22 protein-coding genes and 1 pseudogene are annotated in these 25,942 nt (G+C 64.9%); 13 read left to right on the top strand and 10 right to left on the bottom strand.

Annotation, left to right across the window (positions count from 1 at the left end; genetic code table 11):
• Window positions 1-583: 583 nt before the first annotated feature.
• The 4 genes and pseudogenes from LZC95_25200 to def all read left to right on the top strand — a co-directional run bounded on the left by LZC95_25200 (window position 584) and on the right by def (window position 3,339).
• Window positions 584-832, top strand: a pseudogene (locus tag LZC95_25200) (hypothetical protein).
• A 195-nt stretch (window positions 833-1,027) separates the two neighbouring features.
• Complete coding sequence (locus LZC95_25195; protein ID WXB00221.1) at window positions 1,028-1,726, top strand: class I SAM-dependent methyltransferase; 699 nt, start codon at window positions 1,028-1,030, stop codon at window positions 1,724-1,726.
• A gap of 18 nt (window positions 1,727-1,744) precedes the next feature.
• Window positions 1,745-2,737 (top strand): magnesium/cobalt transporter CorA, encoded by a 993-nt coding sequence (gene corA, locus LZC95_25190; protein WXB00098.1) that lies wholly within the window; start codon window positions 1,745-1,747, stop codon window positions 2,735-2,737.
• Window positions 2,738-2,763: 26 nt separating this feature from the next.
• Window positions 2,764-3,339: a peptide deformylase gene (gene def, locus LZC95_25185; GenBank protein ID WXB00097.1), complete on the top strand. Its 576-nt coding sequence runs from the start codon at window positions 2,764-2,766 to the stop codon at window positions 3,337-3,339.
• A 9-nt stretch (window positions 3,340-3,348) separates the two neighbouring features.
• Here the strand turns inward: def and LZC95_25180 are convergent, their stop codons facing one another.
• Window positions 3,349-3,996 carry a protease gene (locus LZC95_25180; protein WXB00096.1) on the bottom strand — a complete coding sequence of 216 codons (648 nt, stop codon included), beginning with the start codon at window positions 3,994-3,996 and terminating at the stop codon, window positions 3,349-3,351.
• A 29-nt stretch (window positions 3,997-4,025) separates the two neighbouring features.
• Between LZC95_25180 and LZC95_25175 the strand changes: the two genes are divergently transcribed.
• Together LZC95_25175 and rplC are read left to right on the top strand one after the other, a co-directional pair.
• Window positions 4,026-4,577 (top strand): gamma-glutamylcyclotransferase, encoded by a 552-nt coding sequence (locus tag LZC95_25175; GenBank protein ID WXB00095.1) that lies wholly within the window; start codon window positions 4,026-4,028, stop codon window positions 4,575-4,577.
• 174 nt (window positions 4,578-4,751) lie between these two features.
• Complete coding sequence (gene rplC, locus LZC95_25170; protein ID WXB00094.1) at window positions 4,752-5,432, top strand: 50S ribosomal protein L3; 681 nt, start codon at window positions 4,752-4,754, stop codon at window positions 5,430-5,432.
• Window positions 5,433-5,504: 72 nt separating this feature from the next.
• On the opposite strand, the gene LZC95_25165 is transcribed toward rplC, so the two are convergent.
• The 4 genes from LZC95_25165 to LZC95_25150 all read right to left on the bottom strand — a co-directional run bounded on the left by LZC95_25165 (window position 5,505) and on the right by LZC95_25150 (window position 14,390).
• The gene (locus LZC95_25165) at window positions 5,505-6,923 is read right to left on the bottom strand and encodes an Ig-like domain-containing protein (GenBank protein WXB00093.1); all 1,419 of its coding nucleotides are present in this window, start codon (window positions 6,921-6,923) and stop codon (window positions 5,505-5,507) included.
• Between the two features lie 82 nt (window positions 6,924-7,005).
• Entirely contained in the window at window positions 7,006-8,490 is a 1,485-nt protein-coding gene (locus LZC95_25160) for an Ig-like domain-containing protein (protein ID WXB00092.1), read from the bottom strand.
• Between the two features lie 107 nt (window positions 8,491-8,597).
• The gene (locus tag LZC95_25155; GenBank protein WXB00091.1) at window positions 8,598-10,121 is read right to left on the bottom strand and encodes a S8 family serine peptidase; all 1,524 of its coding nucleotides are present in this window, start codon (window positions 10,119-10,121) and stop codon (window positions 8,598-8,600) included.
• A gap of 54 nt (window positions 10,122-10,175) precedes the next feature.
• The gene (locus LZC95_25150; protein ID WXB00090.1) at window positions 10,176-14,390 is read right to left on the bottom strand and encodes a DEAD/DEAH box helicase; all 4,215 of its coding nucleotides are present in this window, start codon (window positions 14,388-14,390) and stop codon (window positions 10,176-10,178) included.
• Between the two features lie 108 nt (window positions 14,391-14,498).
• Between LZC95_25150 and LZC95_25145 the strand changes: the two genes are divergently transcribed.
• Entirely contained in the window at window positions 14,499-15,791 is a 1,293-nt protein-coding gene (locus LZC95_25145) for a sigma 54-interacting transcriptional regulator (protein WXB00089.1), read from the top strand.
• Window positions 15,792-16,271: 480 nt separating this feature from the next.
• On the opposite strand, the gene LZC95_25140 is transcribed toward LZC95_25145, so the two are convergent.
• On the bottom strand, window positions 16,272-17,219 hold the full coding sequence (locus LZC95_25140) for a helix-turn-helix domain-containing protein (GenBank protein ID WXB00088.1): 948 nt from the start codon (window positions 17,217-17,219) through the stop codon (window positions 16,272-16,274).
• A 97-nt stretch (window positions 17,220-17,316) separates the two neighbouring features.
• Here LZC95_25140 and LZC95_25135 point away from each other — a divergent pair, with 97 nt between their 5' ends.
• Complete coding sequence (locus tag LZC95_25135; protein WXB00087.1) at window positions 17,317-17,610, top strand: antibiotic biosynthesis monooxygenase; 294 nt, start codon at window positions 17,317-17,319, stop codon at window positions 17,608-17,610.
• On the opposite strand, the gene LZC95_25130 is transcribed toward LZC95_25135, so the two are convergent.
• From LZC95_25130 to LZC95_25115, 4 genes are read right to left on the bottom strand one after another with little or no spacing between them, the layout of a single operon-like run.
• On the bottom strand, window positions 17,566-18,801 hold the full coding sequence (locus LZC95_25130; GenBank protein WXB00086.1) for an FAD-dependent oxidoreductase: 1,236 nt from the start codon (window positions 18,799-18,801) through the stop codon (window positions 17,566-17,568). The two genes, LZC95_25135 and LZC95_25130, sit on opposite strands and share 45 nt — an antisense overlap.
• Window positions 18,798-20,483, bottom strand: coding sequence for a glycerol-3-phosphate dehydrogenase/oxidase (locus LZC95_25125; protein ID WXB00085.1), 1,686 nt, complete (start codon window positions 20,481-20,483; stop codon window positions 18,798-18,800). Before LZC95_25125 ends, LZC95_25130 begins: the two co-directional genes overlap by 4 nt.
• A gap of 12 nt (window positions 20,484-20,495) precedes the next feature.
• Window positions 20,496-20,858, bottom strand: coding sequence for a hypothetical protein (locus tag LZC95_25120; protein ID WXB00084.1), 363 nt, complete (start codon window positions 20,856-20,858; stop codon window positions 20,496-20,498).
• Between the two features lie 25 nt (window positions 20,859-20,883).
• Window positions 20,884-21,609, bottom strand: a complete 726-nt coding sequence (locus tag LZC95_25115; GenBank protein ID WXB00083.1) for a glycosyltransferase — start codon at window positions 21,607-21,609, stop codon at window positions 20,884-20,886.
• Between the two features lie 148 nt (window positions 21,610-21,757).
• On the opposite strand from LZC95_25115, the gene ssb reads away from it, so the two are divergent.
• The 5 genes from ssb (at window position 21,758) to LZC95_25090 (ending at window position 25,562) form a co-directional block, all read left to right on the top strand.
• On the top strand, window positions 21,758-22,321 hold the full coding sequence (gene ssb, locus LZC95_25110; protein WXB00082.1) for a single-stranded DNA-binding protein: 564 nt from the start codon (window positions 21,758-21,760) through the stop codon (window positions 22,319-22,321).
• Window positions 22,322-22,533: 212 nt separating this feature from the next.
• Complete coding sequence (rpmE, locus tag LZC95_25105) at window positions 22,534-22,773, top strand: 50S ribosomal protein L31 (GenBank protein ID WXB00081.1); 240 nt, start codon at window positions 22,534-22,536, stop codon at window positions 22,771-22,773.
• 77 nt (window positions 22,774-22,850) lie between these two features.
• The gene (locus LZC95_25100; GenBank protein WXB00080.1) at window positions 22,851-24,020 is read left to right on the top strand and encodes a DUF1385 domain-containing protein; all 1,170 of its coding nucleotides are present in this window, start codon (window positions 22,851-22,853) and stop codon (window positions 24,018-24,020) included.
• The gene (prfA, locus tag LZC95_25095) at window positions 24,014-25,132 is read left to right on the top strand and encodes a peptide chain release factor 1 (protein ID WXB00220.1); all 1,119 of its coding nucleotides are present in this window, start codon (window positions 24,014-24,016) and stop codon (window positions 25,130-25,132) included. Before LZC95_25100 ends, prfA begins: the two co-directional genes overlap by 7 nt.
• The gene (locus tag LZC95_25090; protein ID WXB00079.1) at window positions 25,092-25,562 is read left to right on the top strand and encodes a hypothetical protein; all 471 of its coding nucleotides are present in this window, start codon (window positions 25,092-25,094) and stop codon (window positions 25,560-25,562) included. Before prfA ends, LZC95_25090 begins: the two co-directional genes overlap by 41 nt.
• Window positions 25,563-25,942 lie beyond the last annotated feature (380 nt).

Here is a 25,942-nt window from a genome sequence, read left to right as displayed (position 1 = left end):
TTCGCAACGTCCACCTCCGCCACCCGCCCAAGTCGTGGTGCCTCGAAGCGAAATTCCGCCCGCGCCAACCTCGGTGCCCCGGGTCGAAATCGCGCCCCAGCGCATCATCACGATCAACGCACCTTCGCGGCCGGATCTGTTGGCCGGGTCGAGCAAGGCGCTCGGCCTGGATGCGCGGCGTTCGCCCTCGTCGACGCCGCCCGATACCGAGCCGCTCCCGTCGACCGAGCTCGCCGCGAACGAGCTCACGTTGGACGACGAGGTCGAGCCCATCACGGAAGACGTTGCGTCCGCAGCCGGGACCCCGCGCGAGGCGCCTGCGATCGCTTCGCTCCCGACCATCTCGTTGGGCGCTCCGGAGAGCGGCCGGCATGGGCCGCCTTCCAGCGTTCCATCGGCTCCGCCTCCGCCGTCGCCGCCGCTCCCGGTCATCGTCATGGACGACGAGCCGGCCCGCGCGATGCGGTCCCATATGGTGACCATTCCGGACAGCGATGGCTCCGTGGACATCCCCGTCGTCGAGGACGAGGAGTTCGCGCGCCCGTCCACGCCGGAGCTGATGCCCGATGATCTGGTGAGCGTCGAGTCGGAGCCCAGCATGGAGAGGGCGCGTCCGCGCGTGCCTCCTCCGGCTCCGCCGCTCCCACCGGGATCGAATCCAGCGCCCGCGAGCCAGACCCCCATCATTTCACTGGACGCGGAGCCGGACAGCAGCCGGTCGGCCTCTCCGCCGCCCGTTCCTCCGTCGTCCGGTCCCGTGGCGCCGCCGCCTCCGGTTCCGGCGTCGGTCAAACCGTCGCATCCGCCGCCGTCGGGAAACTCTCCGCCGCCCGTTCCGGTCATCCCGAACCGGGGCATGTCGTCGACACCGGATCTCGACGAGCGAGGCATCTCCTCCGTGCCCTTCGTCATTGGCCCGGCGCAGAGCGAGCTCGCGCCGCCGCCGCTCAACGATGCATCCGTACTGCAGCGCAAACGCTCGCGGCCCTGGTGGGAAGAGCTCTTCAACGACGACTTCATCCGCACCATGGCCAAGCTCACCGACGCGCAGATTGCGGCGGAGGCTGACTTCATCGAGGACAGCCTGGCCGTTGCCAAGGGCGCGATGGTGCTCGATTTGGCCTGTGGAACCGGCCGCCACGCCATCGAGCTCACGCGACGCGGCTACCAGGTCGTGGGCTACGATCTGAGCCTGTCGATGCTCGCGCGCGCCGCCGACGAAGCGCAAGATCGGAACCAGAAGCTCAACTTCGTGCAGGGCGACATGCGCGAGATGACCTTCGAAGAGACCTTCGACGGCATCTATTCGTGGAACACGAGCTTCGGCTACTTCGACGAGGACCGCAACGCACAGGTCATCGCCCGCGTGCACCGCGCCCTGCGAAAGGGCGGACAATTCCTCCTCGACGTCGTCAACCGCGACTTCATCGGCCGCCAGGCACCGTCGCTCGCCTGGTTCGAGGGCGAAGGTTGCGTGTGCATGGATGAGATGACCATCGACTGGATCACCAGCCGCATGCGCATCAAGCGAACCATGATGATGGACGACGGCCGCTCGAAGGAAATCGAGTACTCGATCCGCATCTACTCGCTGCACGAGCTTGGAAAGATGCTGCACGACCACGGCTTCCGCGTCGCCGAGGTGAGCGGCCGCATCGCCACCCCAGGTGTCTTCTTCGGCACCGACTCCCCGCGCACCCTGATCCTGGCCGAAAAGCGCGGTTAGCTACTAAAGTAGTCGCCGATGCATGCCTTCTTCGTCGATGGGGAGAGCGTTTCGGAAACGTCGAACCTCGACGAGGTGCGCAAGCTCCACGCCGATGGCCGGATGCTCTGGATCGACCTCGGCGAGAGTGACAAGACGAAGGATCGCGCGGCCGTCGACGAGCTGCTCACCGGCGAATTCAACCTGCATCCGCTGGTCCTCGAGGACATCTGGGAGGACCGCGCGCTGCCGAAAATAGAGGACTTCGAGGCGTACCTCTACGTCCTCGTGCACGGCGTGCGCATGCGGGCCGACAAGAACGTGCACGCCGAGATCGAGCTGCTCGAGGTCGACATCGTCATCGGCCAAAATTGGGTCATCACGCACCACCACGGCGCCGAGTGCATCGGGCAAGTCCGCCAGAGCCTCCAACGCTCCCCGAAGAGCCTGAAAAAAGGCCCCGCCTGGGTACTGCACGGCGTGCTCGATCACTTGGTCGACGATTATCTGCCCGTGCTGGACGCGCTCGATGCGCAGCTCGACAAGCTCGACGAGGCGGTGATTCACCACGCCGGCACGCCGACGGGGCATCGCATCTTGTCGCGTTTGCTCTCGCTCAAGCGCACCTTGCAAGGGCTGCGGCGCATTTGCGTGCAGCAGCGCGAGATCCTGCTTCGCCTCTCGCGCGGTGAGTTCGACGAGGTGCCGCAGCAGGCGATGCCGTTCTTCCGCGACGTGTACGACCATTTCGCGCACGTCACGGATTTGACCGACAGCCACCGCGAATTGGCGAGCAACGCCATCGAGTCCTATTTGAGCATGCAGTCGAACCGCATGAACGAGGTCATGAAGACCTTGACCATGATGTCGACGGTCATGCTGCCGCTCACGTTCGTGGCCGGCGTTTACGGCATGAACTTCGAGCACATGCCCGAGCTGAAATGGCACTACGGCTATGCATTTGCCATTTGCAGCATGGCGGCCGTCGCCATTGCCATCGTCCTGTGGTTCCGGCACAAGAAGTGGTTGTAACGTCCGGCCGTGCTAGATCGGCCGTCATGGCCATCCGCAAAATTGCGACCCTCGGGCACCCCGTGCTGCGCCAAGTGGCGCGCACCCTCACGCGCGACGAGCTTGCTTCTCCCAAGGTGCAGGCGCTCATCGACGACCTCATCGAGACGATGCGCGATGCGAACGGTGCCGGGATCGCGGCCAATCAGGTGTACGAGCCGGTGCAGCTCTGCGTCATCCACATCCAGAACAACCCGCGCTATCCGTACAAGCCCAATTACCCGCTCACGATTCTCGTGAACCCCGAGGTCACGCCGCTCACGGACGAGACGTTCGACAACAACGAGGGATGCCTTTCCGTGCCCAACCTGCGCGGGCAAGTGCCCCGGTTCACACACGTGCGCGTGCGCGCGTGGAACCGGCAGGGCGACGATCTCGATTTCGAGGTGAAAGGCCTGACGGCGGGCACCTTCCAGCACGAGATCGATCACCTGCAGGGCAAGCTGTTCGTCGATCGCGTGACCGACACGCGCACCTTGTCCACGTGGGCCGATTTCGAGCGATTCCACCTGGCGGGCTTCGCCGAGCGAGCCCGCGCATTGGTGGCGCGTTATGGCAGCTAGGGACGGATGCTAGGGCGCGACGTCGGTCTCGACGGAGGCGCAGGTCAGTTGCACGGGCTGATGCTTGTCGAGCGGCCGCGGGATCTCGGACTGTTGCGTCACGAGGTCCCAAATCTTGCCGCGGAACGTGATGCGGTAATGGCCTGGCTTGGAGAAATCGTACGCCAGCGCCAAGTTGACGTCGGCCTCGAGGGGCTTGCTGGCCTCCAGCGCGAGGTAACTTTCCGCGCTGGGATTGCCGCGCTTCATCATGGGGCCGCGATACGGAATTTCGGTTCCATCTCGGACGACGGAGAAGTCGTCGCCGCGCAATCCCTCCAGCGGCGTGCGCCAATTGAGAACGTACACGGTCTGCGCAGCGCGCTGGGCGAGCCGGAAATGCACTTTGGCGGACTGCCCCAGTTTGATCTTCGGCTCGATGCGGATCGAACATTCGAGCGCGGGGGAGGCGGGGGCCGTTGCGGATGCCGCCGGCGTGGCCGTGGCAGGAACGGGGGCCGCGGGCTCGGCCGGCGCGGGTGCAGGCGCGGAGGAAACGGGTGCTTCGGCGGCGGGTGTGGCCTCCGGTGGCGTCTTGGCACAGGACACGGTGCCCATGACTATACCGAACCACGCGAGTACACCGAATGGCAGCTGCCCGCTTCCGATGGTTTTCATGGCGACGTGTTTAGCAGGATAGGAACGGCATGAAGCGTCAAGATGGATCCACTTGGTATTTCGCCTACGGCGCGAACATGAGCCGTCGCGTCTTCGTCGAACGCCGCGGCATGCGACCGCTCGAGAGTGAGATTGCGTCGCTTCAAGGCTACCGGCTCGCCTTTGCGCTCAAAGGCTTTGCCGTGGTGGAGCCGGCATTCGCCACGCTTCTTCCGGATGCCTCGGGCACGGTGCACGGTGTGCTGCACCGGCTCGGGGAGGCCGATCTCGAACGGCTCGAGAAGCTCGAGGACGAGTACGAGCGCTGTGAGCTCCCCGTCACGGGGGCGCGCTGCGGCCCGACGGTGGCGCAGGTGTACCTGGCCTCGAGCACCACGCTCGGGCTGCGTCCGTCACGGCGGTACCTGGCGCTCCTCTGCGAAGGGGCCCGGGAGGCGGGGCTGCCCGAGGCGTACGTGGCGTGGCTTGCAGCCCATCCGTCGGCGCACGTGCCGGTTCTCTCGACCCTGGCGGGCGCGAGCGCAAAGCTCTACGAGACGTATCTAGCTGTATCGAAACGCGGGGCGCGAAGACGCGCTTGACGTTGCGGTAGGGGCCCGTATGATGCGCGACCTTTCCCCTACCTGACGGCGTCGGGCTCCACTTCGGTGGTTCCCACGGTCACCCGGCACTTCGCACCGGGTTCGACCGCTCCGAACGGAACGCCAACGGGTTCTCTCACGGTCCTTTCGCGCGAAGAAGGAAATCTGTCTCCCATGAATACGAACCCCGGCATTTTCGGGATTAAGCTCGGCAACACGCAGCTCTTCAAAGAGGACGGCACCGTCCAGCGCGTCACCGTCGTCGAGGCAGGCCCGGTCACCGTGGTCGCCAAGCGCACGGTGGAGAAGGACGGCTACTCGGCCCTCGTTCTCGGCCTGGGTGAGCGCAAGGAGCGCCACACCAACAAGCCGCTCGCCGGCTACTACAAGAAGGCCAACGCGACCCCCAAGCGCACCCTCAAGGAGCTGCGCGTGAGCGAGGAGTGGGCGGCCAAGTTCGAGGTCGGTACGGTCATCAACCTCGACGAGCTCTTCAAGGCCGGCCAATTCGTCGACGCCCGCGGCACCACCCGCGGCCGCGGCTTCACGGGCGTCATGCGCCGTTGGAGCTTTGCCGGCGGCGTCGCCTCGCACGGTACGCACGAGTACTTCCGTCACGGCGGTTCGATCGGTACGAACATGACCCCGGGTCGCACGCTCCCCAACGTCAAGATGGCCGGCCAGTACGGCAACGAGACGGTGAGCATCCTCAACCTGAAGATCGCCCGCGTCGACAACGAGAAGCACCTGCTCCTCATCGAGGGCGCCGTCCCCGGTTCGAAGGGCGGCCTCGTCCTCATCCGCCACGCCGTCAAGAAGACGGCCGACGGCGGCCGCGCGCGCAAGAAGGCCTGACGCGTAAGCTTTCCGCGTCGAAACAGCGAAACGGGACCCACGGAGACGCGGGTCCCGTTTTTCATTTTGTCTCTAGCGATTCAGGCGCCGCAGGTGCACCACGGAGCCCTCGGACCAGGCGAGAATGGGGGCGCCACGGTCGTCGATGGTGGCGAATATCCTCGTGTATTGGCGCAGGGTATCCACGGGCGGCGCGATTGCGGTCCATCCGTTTTGGGTGACGTCGAACGTGAGGACCTTGTCCGGAATCTCGGTGCCTGGGCTTTGGGTGGTTAGGACCGCAAAGGTGTGACCGTCCAACGCCTGCCCAAAGTATTGGAGCCTAGAAGAACCTGGCATTGGCAAAGGAGCGCCGCAATCGATCCAGTGGTTTCCGTCGAATCGACGAATTTGGAACCGTTGGTCGTACACGGAGGGCCCCTCCGAAATAGCGACCAACGCGAAGGGAGTTCCGCCATCGTCGATCGTGATTCGTAGGAGTAGCGCTTTATCACCAGGGGAAGTCACCGGGGGAGCGCGCAAGATCCACGAACCCTGCGACCAGTACCGAAGCCGGCCCGGATCCGAGCTCGTGGGGTACACGACGTAGGGTGTCCCCTGCCTATCCAGAAAGAGGGATATCAATCGCCCTTGGATGATGTCTTCTCCGTTGGCGGGACCGCCCAGGCGACTCCAATTGCTTCCGTGCGACACGAAGATTTCCGTGCCCGCATCCATGTGGAAAACGTGATGCGCGAGAAAGCGTTCCCCGTCCTTTGAGTTCCCGATGAGCGCGTCGACGACGTCACTGGTCGAATGGTTGAGACTGTGCTCTTGCCACTTCGTGTCGAGCCATTGTTCGAGTGCGATATGGTTTTCTCGATCGCTAATTAGCGCGGACAGCCCCAACTCCTTATCCCAGAAAAGACTGGGCACAATTCGGCTGTCGATTTTCAATCGATTGTCCAACAGTGTCCACCTGTCGTTCGAACGGCGGATGGCGTGTATCAGCAGACGTTGGTCTGGGACATTGACGGTGACGGTCGAACCCACGGTCACCTGCTCGTCGGGACCTGCCACAATCATCAAGGACGAGAGGTCACCCGCATCTTCCAGGGGCTGTCCCACGCGCAACCAGAGTGGAGCCTTCCACGTCCAGCCCATGGAAACCAACGCGTTTCCGGCTTCATCACGAATATCGCCGAACTTCACCGAATAGTCAGCTGGGGCAGAAAGAGGCGCGGTGGGCTCGATGGTGACCACGGTTCCGTCCCGTGAGAGGCGAACCGTCGCCGGTACCGGCACGTCAGTCTCGCCCGTGTTCGCAAAAAGCCTCACAGGCGCGGAGTCGGAAAGTCGCACGCGCTCGGAGAATTTGACCTCGATGGGCTGGTGCACCGAAACCTCGGCATCGCGATGCAAGGGGCTCTGCGAGACAATCTGGGGGGGAATCACGTCGAGATCGTTCGGCGATCCGTCGGTGGCGGATCCCGACGACCCACAAGCGATCACGGTGACCAATGTTCCTAGGACAAGGGCAGTCCGGCGATTCCAAATGACGCTCATCACGCTCTGACTTTTCTCGCGACCACGATTACCGATTCAGCCGTGCGACGCGCACGTTTCGATTGTTCTCGCGCCACGTAACCACGGGAATTCCGTTCGGGTCCACGGTGGCATTTCCGGGACCGTTCGCCGAAAGATCTGGGAACGGGATCTCGAGAGATCCGGCACCGGATGCCTCGAACAGGTGGTGATATCCCTTTCCGGGTTGCCAGGAAGGGAGATAGGCAAGGAACCGATCGCCACGTGTTGGCGCAAAGAACGTACCTCCTTCGATCTTATTCGTAGTGAGGGGCGGGCCGCATTCGACCCAGTGCGATCCATCGAAACTCATTACGACGGTACGTTGCCGAGGCAGGTACCGATCCGACAGCTGCACGAGTGCGTAGGGCGTTCCCGCGTCGTTCACCGCAACTTGGGTGATCTCCGCGTTCTCGTTGGATGGATTGACCGCGGGGCCCACGGGTAACCATCGATCCTTGGACCAAACCCGCACGTGTCCATCGCCCGTGGTGGTGCGGTAGCTCACATAAGGGATGCCGACGCGGTCGAGCGCCAGCGATTGCAACCGGGCGTCCTTTTCGGTCGCAGGATCGTTGACGGTTTCACCGAGCGGGCGTTCGTCCGACCATTTCTGCGCTTTGACGACGATATGGGAGCCTCCGTCGGCATCGGGTGTGTCGAATGCGGCGAAGAGGACATTGTCGCTGGCGCGTGCGGCAAACGCCTTTCCCTGATCGATGGTCACGTAGTCATCTCCACCCATGACGGGCAGCCAACTGAATTTGTCCTGCCACTCGACAATGGCAACTTCATTGAGCTCGGTGGTGAAGACCATCGTCGGTCGCCCCATTTCGCTGATGAAGAGCGTCAATGGATCGCGCGCGGACACCTCGTCGATGTCCCGATACTCGCGCCAGATGCCGTGCCGTGGATCGACCGTGCGTGCCCTCGGTACCGACGAGGAGGGGAGGGGCGCGAATGCAATTGCAACTTCGTTACCGGGGCCTGCAGCGATGACGGGGGGCCGGCCGTCGGGTTCCTCGAGAACTTCGCCAACGGCGATCCAGCGATCCATGGACCAGCGCCACGGCGGCCTTACCAGCGGATTGCCCTCGTAATCGCGGATGTCGCCGAAATCCACCGATGCGTGCGCCGGGCCGACGAGAGAGTGGCCCGGCTTGATGGTCAGGGTGTAGGAGGCTTCCTCGTAATCGGTCGTGACCGGTACGGATTGGCCATCCACCGTGAGCTGGACCGGTTTGTCTCCCAAAATGACGGGTTCGGAGAACGTGACCCGGATGGGTGCCCGCACCCACGCATTTTCCTCCCCGTCGAGCGGGGATGTCCAAGCGACCGTGGGGGGCACCTTGTCATACTTTGGAATCTGTCCGGGCCGCAGGCTATCGGGACGCGCCGGATTTTCGTCCGAGCTGCACGCTGAGATCGCCGCAAAAATGAGGCACGAGCTGCCCGCGAGCTTGCACCATCCTCCGATTCCCCGCGCCTTTCTCACCGATTCGCTCCTCCCGCTAAGCTGCGGGAGGAGTCTTTACAGACCTTTCGGGCGACGGCAACTCGCGACGCGACAAGGTCAGTCGGGGAAGCTCTTGCCTCAGTGCCTTATCTGACGCTTTTGACGGCGGCGTAGGCGTCGATGATACCGTAGCCCCACGTGTTGTTGGGACGGGCGGATCCGCTGGTGCCAGCGCAGCTTTGTGTCGACGTTTTGGCCTTGGCGGTGGTGGTCACGATTCTGGTGATCTCGGCAACGTTTCCGCGCAGCGCGGGCTTGGCCGAAATGAGGAGAGCCACTTCGCCTACGACGTGAGGGCCAGCCATCGACGTGCCGCTCATCGAGCCATAACCACTTTGCACCGACGAATTGATGCTTTCTCCGGGCGCAGCCACATCCGGGCCGATATGCTTTTCCGTTTCGCCGGGGATTTGGGACGGCCCGCGGCTGGAGAAGCCGGAAATCGCACCGTTTCGATGGTTGTACGAGCCAACGGAGAGGGTGGCATCCCAGATGGTTGCTGGCTGGTCCGAGATGGTTCCGCAACCGGAGCCTGAATTCCCCGCCGAAGCGACGAAGACGATACCCGCCGAGGCGAGTGAACGGACGACATCCACGAGATCCTTTCCGCTGCAACCTTCACTCGAAGGGCACCCCCACGAATTGTTGATGACGTCCGGCGCCTTGGATGGGTCGCCGGTGCTCGGATCGGCGCCCTGCCGGTACGGGGCAAGGAACCATTGCGAGCACTCGATGTAGCTTGAGGGCGTACCCGTGCCTGCGTCCATGTTACGGCATGCAATCCATTTTGCGCCCGGCGCCATGCCGATTTGATTGCTGCCGCCGTCGTCTCCCACCACCGTCCCAATGGTGTGCGTCCCATGACCGTAGTCGTCACAAGGTGCCGCTGCGTTTGCGCCGCATGGATTTCCGGAGGCTTCATGGATGGCGTCGTGCCAGCTGTAGCTATGGTCGGCGGTCGTCCCGTTCCATCCGCGGTAGTGCGATTTGAGAGCGGGGTGGGACCAATTGACACCCGTGTCTTGTCCTGCAATGACGACACCGGCGCCTTTGACGCCGAATTCCGTCCAAACACGGTTTGCTCCGGTGGCGGTGATGTTCGAACCGATCGCTGCGACGGCTTCGGTTTGCAAAGTTTCGTCGTTGGGGACGAGTTTGAGAGGAACAGCCTTGTCGACCAGGATGCGATCGACATCCGCGCGGGTCGCGAGCTTGCGCAGCAGGCGAGGGGAGGCATCGTTCACGAGAACGGCATTGACGATATGGAAAGGCTGCACCTTGGCGCCTTCTCGTGCGAGCATCTCGAGGAGGGCGCTCTGAGAGGCCTTCGCATGATCGACGAGGCGGGTGTGCACGAACGCGCCGCGTTCGGCGCGCGTGGCGAAACCGGCGGTGGGCGCCGTGAGATCGGCGGAGCCTTTGAGGAAGACGAGGACCGACGTGGGCGCATGGCCTTCGACCATGGCATCGGCGACGCCCTCGCGCAGGATCGCTTGGCCCGTCGACGACGTGTCGCTAGGGTCCGAGGAGTCGGACGGAGAGGAGGAGCTGCATCCGGCAAAACCTACGACGAAGGAGACTACGGTTACACCGAGGCCGAGTCGTTTCATGGTCACCACCTCCAGAATTTGGAAGCGGCCATTGTCGTGAGGGAACTCTAATTGTCAATTATAGGTTGTAATGGAATTGGGCGAATCTGCGATTGGCGGATTAATCATCGGCTGATCCGTTATGAACGCGCCATCTCGAAAGACGAGTGACGCACCGTGATGCGAGGGAATGCGCGCGCCAGGAAGCAGAATGCCCACGAGATTGAGCGGATCGGATGCACGAATGCGCACCATGTCGCCTGTTCGCTCCTGACGCCGTACGCGTCGCAATGCGTCGACCGCTTCCGGTAGTGCGTATTGCTCTCCAATGAATCCGGCAACGAATCGACCGCCGCGTACCAATCCGCGTGCCTCACGCAATCGCAATGCGCGAACCACATGGCGCCAGGGGACGGAGAAGCTTTCGCGGGTGACGAGTTCACGAAAGACGACGCCATAGCGGAGGAGCAGCTGCCCTGCGACGCGGTCGGCGAGTTCGTCGATCGGCGTGGTGTCGGGAGACATGCGCTCGAGCAGCGACCATCGTCCTTGGAACGCGCGCTTTTTCCGACGCGCAGCGGCGTGGCCCGATTGAAGTAGCTCACGCAATGGGTGGAAGCCGTCCCCGGCGACGAGCCCGGAGCCGACGAGGTCCCAGAGGGCCCCCGTGAGATCGGCGCGCTGGAGTTGGGTGACCTTGGCGAGATCTTCGAGAAAAAGGGCGCCGCGGCGGCGGAGGGCTTCGAGGACGGGGGAGCCCTCGGCATGGGGGGCAGGGTCGCTGCCGCGAACGGCTTCGAGGAGCCAATCGAGATCTGCGCGCAGAGCAATGGTGATGGGGGTGGCGCGGGATGCTCCGCCGGCGCTGTTCGATGTCGATTTGCGCAGGGAGAGGCGCGCCCACGCGACCTCACCCTCGAGGCACAATTGATCGAGCCATTCCGCGCGGTAGCCGGCGACGCGTGGGGTGAGGATATCCTTCTCCCACGAAGCTGCCGCAAGCTCGAATCCCTGCAGCATCGCGATGCTTTCGCGCAGGCCGGCGCGTCCGCCGGAGCGTGTGCGCGGGGACAGGTGATGCCGCTCGAAAAGGTAGCGCATGAAATCCTGCGCGCTCACCGGCTCGATTTCGCTTCGAAGCCTATCCAGCGTGTAACGATGAATGCGGGCGAGGAGCCGGCGATCGCAGACCTCGGGCTCCTGCGCGCCGGGCGTGAAATGGCCGCGAAGCACCAGGCCTTCCGATTCGAGCTGCCCGAGGGCAATGGCCACGTCGGAAGGGTCGAGCGCGAGCTGCTCGGCGAGCGCCGTCGGGCGAAATGGCCCCATGACTTCGATGTGACCGCGCACGGTGCGCAGGACCGCTTCGTCGTGCGACAGCATTTCCGTCGTGATGTGCGGGGGCAGCGCCACGTCGGGAACCGCCATGTGGGGGGCGTACAGTGCACGAATGGCGCCGATTTGCTCCGTGGCGAAGGCCAGCTCGCCGGCATGGGTCGGTAGGAGAGCGGCACGGCCTACGCGCACGAGCTCCTCCAGCCAGCCGCGCGCGGTGTCTTCAATGGGGGCAATCACCAGACCGAGCAGGACGTCGTGCAGCTCGTCGGCATTGCGAGGCGAAGGGCGCGCTTCGGCGATCACGCGCGCGATGGCGTCGGGATCGAGTGCGGCGAGATCGCGCTGATTCTCGGGCAGGGTGCGCCGCAGGGAAATGGCGCGGGCACGGCGCTCTTCGAGCGGCGCGTCGTCGAGAAAGGCGTACGGCTTGGCGTTGAGGACCTCGTGCGAGAACGGCGAGGGTTCCGTGGTGTCGCGGGCGTGCATGCGGATGTCGCCGCGGTCCATGCGCGCGAGCAGCTCGTGCAGGCGCACCGTATCCATGGCCTCGAACAGGCAGTCATGCACGGTTTGGCGCACCAACGGGTGCTCGGGGATTTCGAGCGGCCCCGTGACGTTCTCCTGGCAGGCGACCTGCGCGGGGAAAACGGCGGCGAGCAGATCGTCGGCGCGCATTCTCTGGATGAACGGCGGAACCTTTTTGCCATGGGAATGGCGAAGCACGGCGAGCGCCCGGCCCGCGTTCCATCGCCAGCGCGCCCCGAACATGGGGGCCACGAGAATGGCCTGCTCGAGGGTCGTATCGAGTTGGTCGTCGCGCACGAAATGGAAGGCGTCCTGCAACGGAAAGCTATGCATGGTGCCCATGGAGAGCACGATGGCATCGTCGGTGGCGGCGGCCTGAAGTTCGAAATCGAAGGTTTGGCAAAATCGTTTGCGCAAAGCGAGTCCGAAAGCCCGATTCACGCGTCCCCCGAAAGGAGCATGCACGACGAGTTGCATGCCGCCGGCCTCGTCGAAAAAACGCTCGAAGACGATGTCATCCATCGTGGGAACGACGCCGAGTGCATCGCGCTGTGCGGTGACGTATTCGGCAACCTGGGCGGCGCCTTCGTCCGTGAGTGCGCATTCGGTGGCGAGCCAGGGCGGAATGTCGCGCCGGCCGTCGCGCCCATCCAAGTAGGCGACGACGTCGGCGCGCAGGCGACTGACCTCGGCCGAGAGCTCCCACGTGCGGGAGGGCGCCTCGCCGAGCCAAAAAGGAACCGACGGCGGAAGACCCTGCGCATCCTCGACGCGCATGATGCCTTTGCGCGATTCGACGCGACGAATGCGCCACGAGTGCGTCCCCAGGACGAAGACGTCGCCGGCCATGCTTTCGATGGCCCAATCTTCGTTGACGGTGCCGACCAAGGTCTCGTCGGGATCGAGGATGACGCGGTAGTCGGCGACATCCGGTATGGCACCGCCATTGGTCAGCGCGATGATGCGCGCCGCCCGGCGGCCGCGAAGGAGATTGGCCACGCGATCGCGGTGGAGCAGCGCGGCATTGCGACCCAGCCGCGGTGCGACCCCCGTGGAGAGCATATCGACGACTTCGTCGAAGGCTTGGCGCGGCAGGTCGGAATAGGGTGCGCTCTGGCGAACGAGCTCGTAGAGCGCAGTTTCGTCCCATTCGCGCGCGGAGCATTCCGCGACGAGGTGCTGCGCGAGCACGTCGAGTGGGGCCACCGGTGGCTCGATGCGATCGAGGTGCCCCGTGCCGACGCCGCGGATCACGGCGGCGCATTCGAGGAGCTCGTCGCGCGAGGTGGCGAAGAGGCGGCCGCGCGAGATGCGGCCGAGCCCGTGGCCGGCGCGGCCGATGCGCTGCAGAAACGTGGTGATCGCGCGCGGTGAGCCGATTTGGCAGACGAGGTCGACGGAGCCAATGTCGATGCCGAGTTCGAGCGATGCGGTGGCCACGAGCGCGCGCATGTCGCCGGCCTTGAGGCGCTGCTCGGTGCGCAGGCGGCGCTCTTTGGAGAGGCTTCCGTGATGCGCCGCGACGCGGTCTTCCCCGAGCCGCTCGCCGAGGTGATGCGCGACCCGCTCGGCCATGCGCCGTGTATTGACGAAGACCAACGTGGTGCGCGTTTCCGCGACGAGCGCGGCGATGCGGTCGTAAATCTCTTTCCACTGCTCGTGCGTAGGGACGGCTTGGAGGTCCGTTTGCGGGACCTCGATGCGCAGCTCGAGATCGCGCCGATGCCCGCGATTGACGATGGCGCACGGTCGGTTCGGGCCGGTCAGAAAACGCGCGGCCTCTTCGATGGGGTGAATCGTGGCGGAAAGGCCGATCCGTTGCGGGCGCCGTTTGGCGAGGGCATCGAGGCGTGCCAACGAGAGCACGAGGTGGCTGCCGCGCTTGTCGCGCATCAGAGCGTGAAGCTCGTCGACGATGACGGTGTTCACATCGGTGAGGAGCGCGCGCGTGCGCTCGGCGGTGAGCATCAAGTAAAGCGACTCGGGCGTCGTAATGAGGATATGCGGCGCGTCGCGCACGATGGCCGCGCGTGCGGCCGGGGTGGTATCGCCCGTGCGAAGTGCGGTGCGAATGGCGGGCGGCTCGAGCCCCAGCGCGAGGGCGGCCTCGCGAATGCCTTCGAGCGGCATTTCCAAATTGCGCTGCACGTCGCTGCTCAACGCTTTGAGCGGCGAGACATAGACGACTTGGACTTTGCTCGTACCCTGGGTGGTGGGGAGATCATTTGTATAGGACTTCTGCACCAGCGCATCCAGGCTGGCGAGAAAGGCGGCAAGGGTCTTTCCCGAGCCCGTGGGCGCTGCAATCAGGGTGTCCCGGCCGGCCGCGATCTCGCGCCACCCGTTGGATTGGGCTTCCGTCGGTGCATCGAACGTGCGCTCGAACCAATGGCGAACAGCAGGGTGAAAGGAATCGGGCAGCGGCATGGGGTCTTTTTTTTCCGTAATGAAATCCATCACGTTATGCCGCTGCGGTCCAAAGTGCGCAACCGGAGGCGTCCGTAATCCGATGAATGTCTCGGAGGGACGTGGAACATGGAAGACAAGCCGACTCTGACGATTTCAGAAGGCCCGAGCAGTGGTTCGTGGGTGCTCGAGGTATGTGACAGCTCGGGGGTTCAGTACCTGCCTCTTGCCCCGGGGCGTTTCGTGGTCGGTTCGTCGCCGCAAGCCGAAATCAAGGTGCGCGATCCCGCGGTGAGTGGCCGGCACTGCTCCATCGTGGTGAGCCGCGAGGGAATTTCGATATGCGATCTCGGCTCGAAGAACGGCACCTTCGTCGGCGGCGCTCGCGTAAAAGATGCTTGGTGCGCCGTGGGGACCAGCATCACGGTCGGGCACTCCACGCTGACATTGAGCGAGGGGGCCCGCGAGGAAGTGTTCAGCGACGGAGGCATCTTTCAGCCGCTTCCCGGCGTTGCCGGAAGCTCTCTGCTCGTGCGGCGCATGACGGAGTACGCTCGGCGGATCGCGGCGTATCCAAATCCGGTTCTCATCTCGGGGGAGACCGGCACGGGCAAAGAACTGATCGCCCGTGCACTGCACACGGAGGGGCCGCGCAAGGATCGCCCCTTCATCGCTCTGAACGTGTCGACGCTTCCGCGCGAACTCGTCGAGTCGGAGTTGTTCGGACACGAGCGAGGCGCGTTTACCAGCGCCACATCGCGCCGCACCGGCGCGTTCACCGACGCCGAGGGCGGCACGCTTTTTCTCGACGAAATCGGTGAACTTCCGATCGAAGCGCAGCCGAAGCTTCTCCGCGCGCTCGATGGATACGAGGTGCGGCGCGTCGGGGCGACCGGCAGCGGCTACCGCCCCAACGTCCGCGTGGTGGCCGCCTCCCACGTCTCCCTCGAGGAGCGTATCGACCAGGGCCTTTTCCGGCGCGACCTTTACCATCGCCTCGAGGGCTTCATCATCGACATTCCAGCGCTTCGCGATCGAAAGGGAGACATTCCGGTCATTGCACGCACCCTGCTGGCATCTTCGTGCGTCGGCATCGGCACGCGAACGCTCGCGCCTGGCGCGATGGTCCGCCTTTCCGCGCACGATTGGCCCGGCAACGTTCGCGAATTGCGCAATGTTCTCTTGCGCGCGGCCGATTTGGCCTGCGACAACGCGGGCGTCATCGAGACGATTCACGTGGAGCGCGCGTTGAATCCAAGGGCGGATTCGCGCCCCCCGCTTTCGCTCACGCCCCAAACAGCGAAAGCTCTGTTGGCGAAGCACGACAACAACATGAGCGCTGCCGCCCGCGAGGCCGGCTACCCACGCACGTCCTTCCGCAAGGTTCTGTTGGGCGCCATCCTCGAGCGTCGTAAACGCTAACGCGGGTAGGGGGGCTGTCCGGGACAGGCCTCGCGTTGTCCCGGACAGGCCATCGCGTGCCGCGCGTGCGCGGTTCATCGGCGAAAAGGGCTGTGCGTTGTCTGGCACCAGGTTGGCAAGGTGCGGGGCAGGCCTCGGCGTCGCGGTGCTCCGGACGCCGCCCCGTCGGGGCCGCAGACGATGGGTCGACATTTGGTAAGGTTGGGAGTCGACAGCTCGTCGCGTGCCCGTGAACGTCGGAACCGGCTCCCGAGGGAGCCCCGAATAAGCGGGAACAACACGCGGCGTGTGAAGGGTCGCGCAGCGGGCGCCGACCGGTGGCGGTATTCCTCGTTGGGGTAGCTGCCTTTCTGCAGAACTGACCGTATCCACCGGATCTTTTGCCTCCTCTTTCGTCTGGCAAACAAGAAACGCCAGCAGCAGAACGTGTGCGAACGCGCGGAGCGCTCGTTGACGCACCCGTTTGTTCTCTGGCCTGCGCTACCCCGTGCGGCGCAAGTTGCGGGCGCTGGTACGGAGTTTGCGACGGATGAGAACACGCAGCGTGGCGCCGTCTTCGTAGCCCACGGAACGGGCGACATTGTCGACGTTGTCGCGCGTCGTCCGAAGCAGGTGAGCGGCTCGCTCGAGCCGCAGATCCTGCACGAAGGCAATCGGCGACTTGCCGAGCACCATGCGGATGCGGCGCTGGAGCGTGCGCTCGCTCGCTCCGACCGCGCGCGCGGCCCGGGCCAAATCGAACGACTCCGCGATATGGCGACGCGTCCATGTCTCGAACCGCTTCACGAGATCGTCGTCGTGGGCGATGTGCCCCGGCGCAATGAAGGGAGCTTGCGACGCGCGGTCCTCGACCAGAAGATGCCGCGCCACCAAATCGGCCAGATTTGGACTCCGCTCGCGGATCACCGTGAGCGCCAGATCGACGTGCGCGAGCGCGGCACCCGCCGTCAGCGCGCCGCGGTCCGCAATGACCATCTGCTCGTGGTCGAGCTCCACCGAAGGAAACTCGCGCCGAAACGTCGGACCGAGCCACCAACTCGTCGTCGCGCGATGCCCGTCGAGCAGCCCCGCGCGGCCCAGCACGAACGTCCCCGTGCACGCCGCCGCGATGCGCGCCCCACCCGCGCGCCAGCGCGCGAGTAGCTTGACGGCATCGGCCACATCGGCACGAGCCAGCGCAGCCACGATGGTTTCCGGCTGCTTGCAGGCAAGGGCAGGCACCACCACGAGATCGGGGGCGCGATGCGCCTTTGCCGCCAAACGCACCTCGAAGCCTTGATGCGTGCAAACCTTCGCCCGCACCCCCACGCACCGGACGTCGTACCGCGAACACTCGCCGGCCAATTCGTTGGCCGTCTCGAGGGTATCGAGCACCGCCGACAGCCCCGTGTCGAACACGTCCTCCAGGGCGAGCACCGAAATCTTCATGGCGTAAATGATACGATATGTGTCGTTTCCGCCACTGCCGTTTTCGACCCGCGCGGCCTACTTTCTCGCCCGTCCCTTGCAACCAAAGGAGTTTCCCATGCTGAAAGTTGGATTTCTCGCGACGCTCGAAGCCAAACCCGGAAAAGAAGGAGAGCTGTCGGCCTTTCTCAAAAGTGCCCAGGCCCTCGCCGCTGCGGAAAGCGGAACCGTCGTCTGGTACGCCTTTCAATCGGGCCCGCGCACCTTTGGCATCTTCGACGCCTTCGTCGACGAAGCCGGCCGCACGGCGCATATCGAAGGCCCCATCGCCAAGGCCCTCATGGCCAAAGCCGACGAACTGCTCGCCTCACCCCCGAGCATCGTGAAGGTCGACGTTCTCGCGGCCAAGTAGCATCGCGCAGAGCGTCCCGCCGGCGCGGACTCCGGATCGCCAGGCCTCGAGCCACGTGCGCGGGCGATCGGCCACCAGATCGCCGCATGCAACGAGTCCGCCCGGCGCGCCTTGCACCGCGCCAGAAGCGTCCACCAGCAGCCCCACCCGGTCCATCAGTGGGTCGTTCGCAAAAGGCCACGCGATGGACTCGGGCGGCACACCGAACAGCGACCCGGGGAGCTCGAGAGGTCGGCCCCTAGCTCCCAGCGTCCCCGGCGCCGCCATCGTCATCCGAAACACCGGCCGTGCGCCCTCGGGAACCTCGCCACCGGCCGCCGCCTCGCTCGGATCGTACGCGATCCCACCGCCCACCAGCCCACCCGCCGCGAGCACCACGGCCGACGCCTCGATGGCCTCCCCATCCTCCAACTCCACCGTCCATGGGGACGCCGCAACCCGACGCACCCACCCACGCCGCACCGCCGCACCGGCACGTGACAGCGCCCGATCGCGCACGCGCTCGAAACGGCGTCCCGCTGCCGAAGCCAATGCCGCCAAAGCTTCCCCGCACGGAAGCCCGACCCGCTCGGACAAGGCCTCCGCCTGCGGACCCTCGACCCCCAGCCACGGCGGCAGAATCACCCCGACGCATCGTCCACTGCGCCCGAGCGCCTCGCGCAGCCGCTCGCCAAGCCACCCGAGCCTCGCTCCGTCATCGTGGCGCGCGGCAATGTCCGCGTCGCACAATCCTCGCTCCTCGCGAAAGCGCAAGATCGTCGCATCCACCGCCGTGAACGTCAGCCCGCACGCCCGAGCCATCTCCGTATCGCTCCACGAGCGCGCCAGCGTCCCACCGTCCCACCCGGAATGCTCCACGCGGGGCACCAGCACCGCACCCCGAGGCAACGCCTTCACATCGAGCATCGCTCGATCGGCCCCCGCCGCGCCGCGCAGGATGCCCGCCGTCGTGGCCAACACCGCGCCGCCCAGCCGATACAGCCCTAGCTCCTCCAAGAGCCGCAGCGCCTCCCCATCCATCCGCAGCGCCGTGTCCCCGTCCTCCCACGGCGTCGCATCCACCGCGCCGCACGACAGCGACGTCGCGCCCGCCGCGCCGTCGATGACCTGCACCGGGCAGCCCGCTCGGGCCAGACGAAGCGCCGCCCCCAGCCCCGCGGCACCGGCCCCCACCACGACCACGGGCTTCACGTCCGGCCCTTTGCGCCGAGCGTCGCGCGCAGATGCGCCATGGCCAGCGCCTCCTGGCGCGCCTGATCGGGCCCCATGGCCACGATGCGCGTCTTCGCGCGTCCCTCGAGAAATGTGCGCGCTTGCTCGATGCCGTCGCGTGGAGCCAGCCCGAGCTCGTCCGCCACAATCTGCCCGCAGCGTGCCGCGCAGCGCATCCCGCCGCAGGGCCCCAAGCCCAATCGCGTCCTGCGCGCCACGTCGTCCACCGTGCGCGCCATCTCCTCTTGCAGCACGTGCCGCACCTCGGCCTCGAACACCGGCTCGCAGGGGCATACCACCGCCCGCTCCCGCGGACGCCGCATCATGCGCAACAGCACCTGCTTCGCCCGCGACCCGTGCCGATACACCAAACGGCGCGCTGCGACCGGCGTCAGCTCGTTCTGCTCCGCCGTCACCAGCGCGTCCGGCACGGCGTCGCCGCCCGGCAGCGCCTTCACGTGCGTCGAGCACGTCGTCCCCGGCGCGAGGCGATCGGCCATCTCCTCTGCAAATAGACGGTAGCTCGCGAGCTTGCCCCCAATCATCGAGTACACACCCGGCGCACCGTCTGGCGCGTGGTCCACGATGGCGTGCTCCCGCGACAGCGCATCCTCGTTTGGCCCGTACTCGTACAGCGTCGGCCGCACCGCCGCCGTCGTCCCAATCGCGCGCGCTTCGCGAATCGCCGGAAACACGCGCGCCACCCCTTGGACGAGGTAACGAACCTCCTCGCTCGTCGCCACGACGTCGTCCAGGTCCCCGAAAAAATCGTCGTCGGTCGTTCCGATGACGCTCATGTTTTCCCACGGCTCGAGGAAAACCTGCCGCCCGTCGATGGCCTCCGCCAAAATTGCGTAATTGGAAATCCGCCGGTCGAACACCACGTGGATCCCCTTGGCCGGCCGCACCCGCACCCGCTCGTTGGAAAGCTTTCCCAACGTCGCCGTAATCGGCCCCCACGCCCCCGTCGCATTGACGACGTTCGTCGCCTCCACCGCGAACGCCCGCTGCGTCAGCCGATCCCGCAGGCGCAGCACGTACCTCCGGGGCTCGCCAGGCCCCCGCGCCATCGACTCCACCGTCGTGTGCACATGCACCTTCGCGCCATGCTCCTTCGCGTCGAGCGCGTTCAGCACGCAGAGCCGTGTTCCGTCCACGCCCCATTCGTCGAAGGTCACCCCGCCCACCAAATCGCCGTGCAGCCCGGGCTCCAAATGCGCGAGCTCCCGCCCATCGAGCCGCGTGTGAAGTTCCCCGCGCTTGAGCGGCTGGTACCGGTCGTACGCCCGAAAAAAGGCATCGAGCAACTCGATCATGATCCGCCCGCGCGCCCCCGCGCGCACCGGCATCAAGAACGGAATGCGAAACAGCAAGTGCGGTGCAATTTGCTGGATGTATCCCGAGTCCTGGCACGACTGCCGCGTCACCTTGGGATTCGTCGGCAGGTACCGCACCCCGCCGTGGATCATCCCGCTCGAATTGCCACTCGCGCCAAAAGCCAAATCGTGCCGTTCGAAAAGCACCACGCGCAGCCCGCGAAGCGAAAGATCGCGTGCGACTCCGGTGCCATTGACCCCACCGCCGATGACCGCCACGTCGTACGACGCGTCCACCGCCGCAGCATCCACCCCCATCCTGTTCCCGCTATTCGCGTCGGGCACGCGATACGATTATCACGAGTGCGGCGGGAGCAAGACCAATGCGTGGACCAATGGAACGAGAAGCAGCGTCGTTACCGCCAGCATGGTGAACGACACCCAAGTCCACTCGTTGAAGGGACCCACGCGAAGCAGCGATGAAAGCATCACCGCCATTCCGGCGATGAGCGCAGGTCGCGAGGGCCAACGCCACACGATGGCACTGGCCACGACGCCGAGCACACAGCTCACCGTGGCGAGCACGCTGTTGTACGTCCACGGTTGCGTCGTCCGCGCGAAGTAGGCCGCCAAGGCCACCGCCGTCAGCGTGCTGTAGGCGAGCAGCGCCAGCGAGGCCGCGAACAGGCTCTTGTAGGGAACACGCGGATCGGCTTCCAAAGGACGAAAGCGAAGTGTATCCGACCTACCCTCGGATGCGGATGGCGTACGTGAGCTTGGCCACGTTTTTCAACACGTTGGGCACGCGCTTGAAGAGGTTGATCGACGGCGGCCGCTTTTCGATGACCCGGACCGGGATCTCGCGAATCTTCACGCCCCCGCGATCGGCGCGGATGACGAACTCACTCGCGAAAACGTCCTTGTCGACCAAACAGGCGCGCACGGTGTCGAGTAGCGCCACGCGCCGAAAGGCTTTGAGGCCATGCGTGTCGGTGCCGCGGAAGCCCAGAAGCACCTTGAGCATCGTCGAATAGGCCTGGCTGGCGACGTGGCGGACCATGGGACGGTCGTCCTCCGAGCCATCGGCCAGCTTGGAGCCGATGACCAGGTCCGCCTCGCCCGTCTCGAGGATGTCGATGGCGCGGCGATGAAAATCCGCATCGCACAGGTCGATTTCCTCGCAGATGACGAGCTCGCCCCTGGCCAGCAAAATGCCCTGCTTCATGGCCTTGCCGTAATTGGGCTCGCCCAGGCTCATGATGCGGATCTGGCCCGTGGCCGGGTCGTTGTACTTGCGCGAGAGCTCCTCGCCGATTTCCACGGTATGATCCCGGGAGCCGTTCTCGGCGAGGATGACCTCGTAGCTCCAACCGAACGATTTGAGCCGCTCGCGAAGGTCGACGATCGCCGCGTGGAGGATGCCCTGCTCGTTGTAAACGGGTATGACGATCGAAATACGCGGCTTGGTCATGGCTTCAGCCGGGCTACATACCATCCTTTTTGGCTGCGCTTTGACCGTTGACTCAGGAGCGAAGCCGTTCGAAACATTCACTTCGGCGTTGTCGGTGTCGTTCATGTGGATGGATGCCGTTTCAAGCGTCGGTTCATTGGAGAAAATCATGGCGGAAGGTCTCAACAAGGTACTTTTGCTCGGAAACTTGGGGGCGGATCCCGAGCTGCGCGTCACCCCCGGCGGCCAGGCCATCCTCAAACTTCGTCTGGCCACGACCGAGACTTATCTCGATCGCAACAACGCCCGCCAAGAACGAACCGAGTGGCATCAAGTCACCGTCTGGGGCAAGCGCGGAGAGGCGCTGGCAAAGATCCTAAGCAAGGGCTCGAGCATATTCGTGGAGGGTTCCCTCCGCACGAGCAGCTACGAAAAAGATGGCGAGAAACGATACCGCACGGACATCGTCGCCAACAACATCATCCTCGCGGGCGGCCGCCGTGGCGGCGGAGACCAGCCCTACGAAGGCGGGGGAGGGGGCCGTCCCGAGCGCTCTTCCTACGGCAACCGAGGTGGCGGCGGTGGCGGCGGCGACTCCGGTGGCGGAAGCTGGGGTGGCGGTGGTGGTGGCGGCGGGGGCGGTCGCTCCCAGCAGCCGGCGGCCCCGGCCCAGGACCCCGGCGACGACTACGGCAGCGGCTTCGGCGGCGGCGACGACGACATTCCGTTCTGATTTCGGCGAGAATAAGGAGCGCCGCCGACGCCTCAGCCGGCTAGAAGCCGGCGAACCGCCGGCAGGATACCGGCGCTCCATCCTGCGCGCCATGCTTGGAGCGCGATCCATCCGCGAGGACCCTGCCAGGGATCAACTCGACAGTTGCAAGTCCGTTCAGTCGAGACTAGGTTCCCGCGTCCCTTCCTATACCCGGAGGGGTGGAGCTCGTCATGAAAGAAGGCATTCATCCGAATTATCCCGCCGCCCGCGTCACCTGCGCCTGCGGCAACTCCTTCGTCACCCGCTCGACGCGCGGTGATTTCCAGGTCGACGTCTGCGCGAACTGCCATCCCTTCTACACCGGCACGCAGAAGCTGATCGACACCGCCGGCCGCGTGGATCGCTTCCGCAAGCGCTACGAGGGCAAGACCGTCGCCGCCAAAAAGGCGGAGACGCCCGCCAAGTCCTAGTAGCCGCCCCCACAGCCACACAGGCGAGAGCAGCTCTGCGAGCGCAGGGCTGCTCCACACCGTATAGTACCGTGACTATGACGGACGTTCGCACCGCTTCGCAGCAGACTCGACAGCAGCCCGCTCCTTCGACCGCCGCCCGACCTTACATCGGCGGGCAGGCCGTCCTCGAAGGCGTCATGATGCGAGCGCCGCACTCGTTTTCCATCGTCGTGCGCCGGCGCGATGGCTCGCTGCTCGTCCGCGAGCGCGCCGTGCCCGACGAGCGCACCGGCATCCGCCGTTGGCCGCTGGTGCGCGGGGTCAGCTCCTTGGTCGAGTCCCTGCGTCTCGGCAGCGAATCCCTGCGGTTTTCCGTCGAGCAACTCGAGAAAGACCTCGCCGCCGAAGAAGCGGCGGAGCTCGCAAAAAGCAAGGCCAGCACCGCGGGGCTTTCCGCGCTCGCCGCCTTCGGTCTCTCGCTATTTTCCCTGCTGAGCGCGGACGACGGTCAGGCCGTCGCGTCCACCGATGCGGACGCCAAGAAAGGCGGGCGGGGCGCCATGGGCGTCATGCTCGTCTTCGCGATCGCCTTCCTCATTGCCTTGCCCCAGGCTGCCGCCGCCGGCATCAACCGCGTTTTCCACCTCGGTCTCGAGGTGCAGTCGCCGCTGTTCCAGGTCATTACCGGGGCTCTGAAGCTCACCGTCGTCGTCGGTTACATGCTCCTCATCCGGCGCGTTCCGGACATTCGCCGCGTGTTCCAGTACCACGGCGCCGAGCACAAGACGATCAGCACCTACGAAGCGAACGAAGAGCTCATCGTCGTCAACGCCCGCGCGAAGACCACGCTTCATCCGCGGTGCGGAACCACCTTCCTCGTCATGGTGGCCCTCGTCTCCATCCTCGTCTTCACGGCGGTGGGTGGCCTCCTGCCGCGCATCCACACCGGCAGCGCCATCGCGGACAACGTTCTCTTCTTCCTCGAGAAGCTCCCGTTCCTGCCGCTCATCGCCGCGGTCACCTTCGAAATCCAGCGCCTCTTCGCGCGCTACTGCACCACCGGCCCGCTCCGCGCGTTGCTGTGGCCGGGCTTCCTCGTGCAGAAAATCACCACCATCGAGCCGGACGACGATCAGCTCGAAGTGGCCCTCGCTTCCCTGCGCGCCACCCTCTTTCGCGAACACGGTGAGGTTTCCGAGGTGGCCGACGACGTGTCGTTCGCCAACTACGAGGCGCTCGCGACAGCGTCGCATTTGCGATCATGATTCCCGTCGAAAAGCTCGAACAACTCTCCCGCCGTTACCGCGAGCTGGACGACTTGATGTGCCAGCCGGACGTCCTTTCCGACCGGCAAAAGCTCGCCAAACTCACCAAAGAGCGCTCGGACATCGAGCCCGTGGTGGGTCAATTCCAGCGTTACCGCGACGTCGAGAAGAACATCCGCGAGAACGAGGAAGCCCTCACCGATCCGGAACTGCGCCCGCTCGCCGAGCAGGAGCTGCCCGTTCTGCAAGATGAGCGCAGTGCCCTCGAGCGCACCATCAAGCTTTTGCTCCTCCCGCAGGATCCGAACGACAAGAAGAACACCATCGTCGAGATTCGGAGCGGTGAAGGCGGCGAAGAAGCTGCGCTCTTCGCGGCGGACTTGTTCCGTATGTTCGCGCGCTACGCCGAGCGGCAAGGGTGGACCTTGGAGGTCATGTCCCTCAGCGAGGCGGCGGCCGGCGGCTACAAGGAGTGCATCGTCCTCATCACCGGCAAGGACGTCTACTCGCAGCTGCGCTTCGAGGGCGGCGTTCACCGCGTTCAGCGCGTGCCCGCGACGGAGACGCAGGGCCGCATTCACACCTCCACCGCCACCGTGGCCGTCCTTCCCGAGGCCGACGACGTGGACGTCCAGATCGACGAGAAAGATCTCGAGATCAGCATCGCCGCCAGCGGCGGCCCCGGTGGCCAGGGTGTCAACACCACCAACAGCGCCGTCCAAATTTTGCACAAGCCCACGGGCATGATCGTCAAGTGCCAGGACGAGCGCTCGCAGCTGAAAAATAAAGCCAAGGCACTCAAGGTCCTCAAGAGCCGTCTGCTCGACATCGAGCGCGAGAAGCAAGAGGCCGCGGTGTCGGCCGAACGACGCGGCATGGTGGGCACGGGTGAGCGGAGTCAAAAAATCCGCACGTACAACTATCCGCAGAACCGCGTGACGGATCATCGCATCCGCCTCACGCTGAATAAGCTCGACCGAATCATCGATGGCGATCTCGACGAGCTCATCACGGCCTTGCGCAACGAGCGGCAGGCCGCGCTCCTTCAAGAAGCGAGCGGGGAGCCACGTCGTGTCGAAGACCGAGGTGGTGATGAGTCAGACGAGCGGTGAGCGGCTCACGCCCAGCGCCATCGATCGCGAAGCCCTGACCGTCGGCATGACGGTGGTGCCAGGTCTGTACTCGCGCAACAAGATGTTTGCGCTCTTCACCGATCCCGACGTGCGTGTGGCTCGCACGCGTTCGGCCACCCTGCGGGGGGTGGTCCGGCAACTTGCCGGAACCAGCGGCCCCGTGACCCGCGTCGAGGTCGTGCGCGGCGGCGGCAGCGGGCGCACATGTCTTCTGCGCTATCGCTTACCGAGCATGCGCCTCGATCGGCGACTCGAGCTCAGTGAGACCGAGGTGGCGTGCGTGATCTACCTGGTCGGAAGGGCTGGCAATACCTCGCTGCATGCGAGTGAACGCGATCGCGCCCTCATCGATGCAGCCCTCGCGCGGTTGTCGATGGGACTTCGGCTCAGCGGCCTCGAAGAGGCTTAATCACCGCGTCCGCGCAGCCTCTCCCGCTCGCGCTGTTACGTTTCAATAGAACCTCCGCTGCATTCGTACATCCGAGCCGATTCAATAAGAACCGATCGTAGAATGCAAAATCGAGGGCAGATGAGGCCTATGAGGGCCGCCAGGCCCTCATGAACCGGATTCGAAATGCGAATACGCACACCGGCGTTCGGAAGCGGTGACAATCCCGTTGCGCCCAATTTGGTATTCTTTTCAGGACTTAGCGCGGCCATTCGCTAAAGCTGAACCAAATTTGACCGCGTGCGTCGAAATAGCGAGACGGAATTGCGGATGCTGTGCCATTACGAATGAGAGACCTTCTGCTCGCGCGTAGCGAAGGCCAAAGGGGGGTGTTTCGCTTA

It is taken from the genome of Sorangiineae bacterium MSr12523, from assembly GCA_037157775.1.
Taxonomy (GTDB): domain Bacteria; phylum Myxococcota_A; class Polyangia; order Polyangiales; family Polyangiaceae; genus Pendulispora; species Pendulispora brunnea.
Note: the sequence above shows the minus strand (reverse complement) of the source record. Positions and strands in the feature narration are given on the sequence as shown.